Raw genomic sequence first — 6,693 nt, forward strand, 5'->3', positions numbered from 1 at the left:
ATTATAAATATGATATATAAATCATATTCTAAATATTATCATAGCTTGTTTAAGATATATTTTCAATTAAAGTATTTATCGAGAATTTCGCGATAGATTCCACAAACCACAGTCGGAGAGCATGTGGAACGAAAAGCGACAACCCCCGCTATACAGATGAAAATGCCGTTTCAACCACCAGATCAACGAATCTTGCACCCGTATATACATTAATGCATAAATCCAAAAACACACAAAAAACCGAAGCATATGAACCATATCGGGATTGTTGGTGCAGGGGTGATGGGCAGGGGTATTGCACAAACCTGCGCATCCAAAGGAAAGACAATAATACTGTTCGACATCAACAAAAAAGCTCTAGATGAAGCGTTCGAGGAGATCACCATGCGTTTCGCCAAAGAAGTTCAGAAAAAACGCATGACCCAAGACGAGATGGAAGAATCCTTGGCACGCATCAGCAGAACTCAAAACCTTGGCGACGTGGCGAAATCTTCAGAGGTCGTGATCGAAGCTGCCCCCGAAGACCCAACCATCAAAAAGACCATATTCAAGAAAATTTCCGAATATAACCAAGAGTGCATTTTGGCATCGAACACCTCTTCCATCTCAATCGACCTTTTGGCTGAAGACATCCCCAATCAATCACGGGTCATAGGTATGCATTGGTTCAATCCACCCCCAATAATGAAATTGATAGAGATTGTTGTGGGTGAATCAACCGCAACGCAAACTCTTACTGCGATCAAAGAATTGGCGGTCGAACTAGGCAAGGAACCGATAGTCGTCAAGAACACACCTGGATTTGCGACTTCAAGACTAGGTGTCGCATTGGGTTTGGAAGCGATCAGGATGGTGGAACAAGGAGTCGCATCCCCCGAAGACATTGATAAGGCAATGGAATTGGGATATCGGCATCCAATGGGACCACTGAAGTTGACGGACTACATCGGATTGGATACAAGGTTGCGGATTGCGGAATACCTTGCATCACAGAACATATCACCCGCGTTTGAAGTGCCAGCCCTCTTACGCAAAATGGTCGCAGATGGAAAGTTGGGGAGAAAATCCGGAGAAGGGTTCTATAAATGGGGCAAAAGTTGAACCAAAAAAAGGACACCAAAAACTAACTAATTCACTTCATATACAGGGTAGTAAATATTGGAGGCATTTTTTACGATTACATGAATAACCAGCCAACCAAATGTTCTAGAATCCAAAAGGGAAGAGAAAACCAACTGTTTGGGTGTGTTTTGAATTGAACATTGTTCAAAAAAATGCCCGCAATTAATCGAACATTGTTCAAAAAAAGGACGCATTTTAATAGGTGTTTTTTCCACACCCGCAATATGAACGAATCTTTCGTCTACGGGCGTGTGATGAGGTCCTTGCAGATAACATTCTTAATTGTCTTACTTGTTTTATCAACATCACCTTCATTTGCTTTTGATACTGTTGCTGAACAGAAAAACGATAATGACCTCACACACGAGAATATTGAGGCGGAGCCGCAGGTTCCAGCAAGGAATCTGAAAAGTTCCGCCAAAAACGCACCTTTGCCGGATCAGGCGATTTCGCCTGACAGGGAAGCAAAGAACCAAGCGGAGCAAAAGCCCGATCTTTCACAAAAAGGAACGTTGAAAGTGCAAGCACTTGGAGACAGGGAGGGGATACAAACCGATGTTGAGATATGGGCTCTTGCGGCAACTGAAAATGCTTTGGAAAACATGGTGGCATCGGGCAAGACCAATGACGCCGGAATCTTTCAGGTCGATTTGAAGCCGGGCAGATACATTGCCAAGGTTTTTGGGGCAGTGACTCAGACATCTGACATCTTGACAGTGAAGCCTGACCAGACATCCGAATTTGTGGCACAATTCATATCTTTGGAATTGGTTCCATATGCCATAGGCGAATCCGCACCTTCGGCATCATTGAAGATTTCAGGAGATGCGGAACTGACCATTGGGCTGCAACCATACTCCAAGGAAGTGCTATGGGTGACTCCGGGCACCTATGTTCTTGAAGGCCCGCGGCAGCGGATGGAGTTGACCCTCAATGGATTTGAACAGGTGCCTGTCGACATCACCTTGGATGCAGTCACATTTGGTCAGCTTGAGATTTACGCAAATACTTCGGATGCCATGCCGATCAGTGCCAATTATATAGTGTACAACAGTACATCGGGAGCGCAGGTCACATCAGGTACTTTAGGATCGGATGGGTTTGTCACCATGAATTTGGCTCCGGGAGATTACGATGTGGAGACATTTGCGAGTGATACCTATAACAGGATTGTCAACACCAGTGTGACGATTATTGGGGAACAGACCACAACGGTCAGGAACAGTTTCTCCCAATATATAGTATACAGCGATGTTGTCACATGGATTTATGTCTATGATGAGGGGGGTCAGAATGTTGCGTCGGGGTATCGGAATTCAAACGACATAAATAAGGTCTTTTATCTTCCGGCAGGGATTGCCTATGATTTTTCATTGGCTACACCCGCCATCACCTACTATAACCTGAGTTCCACGGTTGGGGACAAGGTCATTGTGGGAAGTATCATTCAGGAGGCACCGTATTTTATCAGTTATCCGACCATTGCATCCAGAGTGGATCCAAATCAATCAACCTTGGTGACGGCACAGGTCTTTGACAGGAATTATGATGTACCTCTAGTGCTTGACCGGGTGGTGAATTACGGAAGCACCTTCATTGCCAGCAGTGGCTGGGTTGCCACGAATGTGTTTGAATTCAAAGTGAACTATACTGCGCCGGCATTTGCGGAAACCTACCGTATGGATCTTGCCGTGGTTGATACGACTAACCTGTTCAGCAATTTCACCTTGTATCTCAGTAACAGGCAGTCGACAGTGAACTTGAATTCAACAGGATTCAATGACAGACCGATAACACAATGGATTTATGCCTATGACAAGTATTCCGATGCCATAGCGGCTTCGGCATATACAGGTTCCACAGGAACTGCGGCCATGGTATTGGATGATGGAGAATACTATTTCGTTTGGATAAGTGACAGCAACTATGTCTCTGCACCACGATACATCAATGCCACCTATTCACCCTATTCAATCCATTACAGGTGGGCAGAGGTGAATGTCAACATGACTGGCATGTATGGTCAGGTCATTGGAGGAACCATGCGGCTTTACAATGCGGGATCGCTTTCGACACCGATCGTGTCAAGGACAATAAGTTCTTCCACAGGAAGCCAGTTGTTGGTTTTACCTGCGGGGAACTATAGCATAAAGACCTATGCATCAGCCGAAGCCAGTGCGATTTGGCATTATGACATGAAGCTCAATGCAACGGAACGTCCGTCAGTGGTTTCCAGCTTTGGGGTGCTTGCAGTGTACCAATTCGATGCCGCATCAAATCCCCAATCAGTCTGGACCTATCTCTACAATGCGACCGATTCGCTTTCGACATCAATCAGTTCGGTCTATACCGGCAGTGATGGCATTGCCACCTATACTTTGGCACCCTATGGCAACTATACCGTGAAATCGAGCAGGAGTGTGGATGAATGGTACTACAAGCTTAGTGTTTCGGCGGGGAACGTGACGGTGATCGGCAATTTCACCAACAGTGCCCCGGTTATCAGTGACATCACTGCATCTCCGCGACGGATTGGACCAAATGAGAATACAACGGTCACCGTCACCGCGAGCGACATTGATCCGATAGACATCCTGAACTACACTTGGACAGTTACGGAAGGTACCATTTCCGGATCAGGAAATCAGGTCACCTATTTTGCCCCGAGCACGGTTGGCGTTTACAGGATAGAGGTCAATGTCACCGATCAATTCGGAGGATGGGCCAACACCACGATCTGGGTTTCTTCCAATTTTGGCACTATCAATGTGACAGTGACTCAGGGAGGGAATCCTGATGCCAAATGGGTCTACATCTACGACGGAATCACCAATGATTATATTGGATCAGGTTATACCGGTTCATTGGGATACACGACATTCGGTTCGATCTATCCCGGCCCCTATAAGGTTCAGGTGACGGGATCAAACCTTTGGACACAGTATATCTTTGTCAATGGAGGGGGCACGGACAACATGGAGTTCCGTTTTGCAGCCATTACATTGAATGCAACCTCTTCAAATGGGGAAGGCATCAATGTAGCCATGAAGACATACCTCAATTCCACGGGAGTGCTTGAGAGCAGTGCCTCTACAGGCTCCACAGGTCTCTTGACATTGGCATTGCGGCCTGGCGTCTATGATTTTGAGGCAACCAGCGACGGTACATCCATTCGAAAGAATTTGATCACTGTTGTTGCGGACGAGGTTGCAACATATGATTTCAAGTTCGGCAGGATTTCGCTTACTGTCAGCACAGCTGGAGGCAAACCGATTTCCCTTTGGACATATCTTTATCGGAACAGTGCGACGTCGGTTGCTACCGCATATGCCTCGAACGGCATTGCATCATATGATGTGGCACCGGGCACCTACAATCTTTCCCTTTCAGTGACTCCAACAGATTGGGTTTATGGCATTGTTGTGACGGCCTCTGGAGATACACCCGTGAACTATCAGGCAGGAGTCCTAGCGGTCTATACCAATGATGGGGGGACAGCCTTGAATCAGCCGGTTGCAGTCTATTCTGAAGGAAGTCTGGTTTTCTCAGAAAATTCTGGTTCTGATGGCTTTGTGATAAGGGATTTGGCTCCAGGCACCTATGATGTCTTGGTTGACAATAACGTTTGGACATACAATGTTGCAATTATGGGTGGAGAACGGACACAGGTCGGTAGCAGATTGAATCGGGCACCGGTGATCGTTGCAGTGGATTCAGTGGATGTAGGTCCCTCAACAACGCAGACCGTAACCGTGACGGCAAGTGATAGTGATTATGACTATCAGTACCTTTACTTGGACATTGTTGCCAATATGGGTGTGATTTCGGCAGTGGGTGCCTTCAGCGGCTTCACCTCGACTGGTGAGTTTCAGATTACTTTTGATTACACTTCACCAAGCGTGGTGGGCGTGTATCAGGTGAATGTCACCCTTTACGACACTTTTGGCGGTAATGATTCCATTATTCTGTATCTTTCCGACAACACCAATCCTGTCCATCTCTATTCTTTCATTGACAATTTCACCCCGAGGAATACATTGGTCACGATTTATGATACCCAGACCGGAGCGACCGTCTATTCCAGTAATTTGGGGACGGACGGCTACGCCCAATTCAATATCGTTGACGGGTTGTATGATATCAGGTTCATGGAGGACAACGCCATCTGGCTGTATAATGTGGAAATCACATATGGCGGCTACTACAATTTCTCAGCCTATTTCGGTGTTGTTGACATATATGTCACCACAACAGGAGGGGCTCCAGTAGCTGCATGGACCTATGCATATGATCACCCCAGAACGGGTGGTGCTGTTGCTTCAAAATATTCGGGCAGTGACGGCATTGCAACGTACATTCTGGCACCGGGTACCTATGAATTTGACATTGTCCAGACAAACACCATCACGATCGTTCAAACTGTCGAGGGAGGGGTGAAATCGATCATCGGCAATGACGTTCCTGTCTTGACAGATCCTCCCGCAGATTTCAGTTATCTCTATGGAACTACCGGCAATTTCATCGCTTGGAATTTCACGGATGCCAGTCCAGACTACTATAACATCACCATGGATGGTAGCACAGTTCAGCATGGGGTCTGGAACGGTTCAATCATCCAAATCAATGTGGATGGATTGTATCCGGGAACCTACAGGTTCACAATCTATGTGAATGACACCAATGGGCTGCCGAACCAGGACACGGTCTATGTCACGGTGCTTCCGACGGATGAACCGTTGATCAATCCGCATGGCGATGATTCGGTTGAGGCGGCAACATCATATGAGGTGTCATGGGTGGTCAATGGAGCCAATCCAGATGTATATGTGGTTTATGTGGACGGAGTCATGGTTGAAACAGGAAATTGGGTGGCCGGTTTCGTCAACATCACCTTGATGGACCTGGCTATCGGCACATATAATCTGACCTTGATGATCAATGACACGTTAGGGCAGTCATCAACAGATCAGTTCTTCTTGACTGTGGTGGATACAACGCCACCGACATTGATTCACAGTGGCGATCTGACCTATGTTTCAGGAGAGACCGGCAATGTCATCACCTTCACACCTTATGACAGCTTTGCACCGGGCACCTACAATGCCACCTTGACAGTGGACGGAGTTCCGTCAATGATTGGTGACTGGGTTAATGGAACCACGTACCAATTCAATGTGGATGGATTGGATCCTGGACTGTATTCACTCTTTATCCGGATTACTGATGCTGCGGGAAATGAGGTGACAGCCCTTATAGAGGTGACAGTTCTTGATCCCACCATATCGCTGCAAAGTGAACCCAACGTTGCCAGCACTTATGAGGCTCCTGCGGATGTGAATCTGACTTGGATATTTGATGCGATCCAGATCAGCAACTTCACAATTCTGATCAACGGTGTGATAATTACAGGAGGATTGGTGGAGGATAATGCCACGGTGACCTATATGCTCAGCGGTCTTATGGCTGGCGATTATAACGTGACGGTACTGGTCGAAAGCGATTACGGAACCAAGCTCTCCCACAGCGTCTATTTCACCGTGATTCTGGTTCCAATACCGGGATTTGGTACAA

General features: G+C 46.7%; 3 protein-coding genes. 2 read left to right on the forward strand and 1 reads right to left on the reverse strand.

Going from position 1 to position 6,693, the window contains the following annotated elements:
- Window positions 1-249: 249 nt before the first annotated feature.
- Window positions 250-1,101 carry a 3-hydroxyacyl-CoA dehydrogenase family protein gene (locus tag D6694_08685; GenBank protein RMH41587.1) on the forward strand — a complete coding sequence of 284 codons (852 nt, stop codon included), beginning with the start codon at window positions 250-252 and terminating at the stop codon, window positions 1,099-1,101.
- Window positions 1,102-1,127: 26 nt separating this feature from the next.
- On the opposite strand, the gene D6694_08690 is transcribed toward D6694_08685, so the two are convergent.
- Window positions 1,128-1,316 (reverse strand): hypothetical protein, encoded by a 189-nt coding sequence (locus D6694_08690; protein ID RMH41588.1) that lies wholly within the window; start codon window positions 1,314-1,316, stop codon window positions 1,128-1,130.
- Window positions 1,317-1,346: 30 nt separating this feature from the next.
- Between D6694_08690 and D6694_08695 the strand changes: the two genes are divergently transcribed.
- A partial coding sequence (locus D6694_08695) for a hypothetical protein (GenBank protein RMH41589.1) occupies window positions 1,347-6,693 on the forward strand: 5,347 nt, incomplete at its 3' end.

The sequence above is a fragment of the Gammaproteobacteria bacterium genome (assembly GCA_003696665.1).
In the GTDB taxonomy this organism is placed as follows: Bacteria; Pseudomonadota; Gammaproteobacteria; order Enterobacterales.

What these genes read in the sequence shown, in the direction of transcription:
- D6694_08685 (RMH41587.1), top strand. Translation starts at nt 250, where the DNA reads ATGAACCATATCGGGATTGTTGGTGCAGGGGTGATGGGCAGGGGTATT.
- D6694_08690 (RMH41588.1), bottom strand. Translation starts at nt 1,316, where the DNA reads ATGCGTCCTTTTTTTGAACAATGTTCGATTAATTGCGGGCATTTTTTT.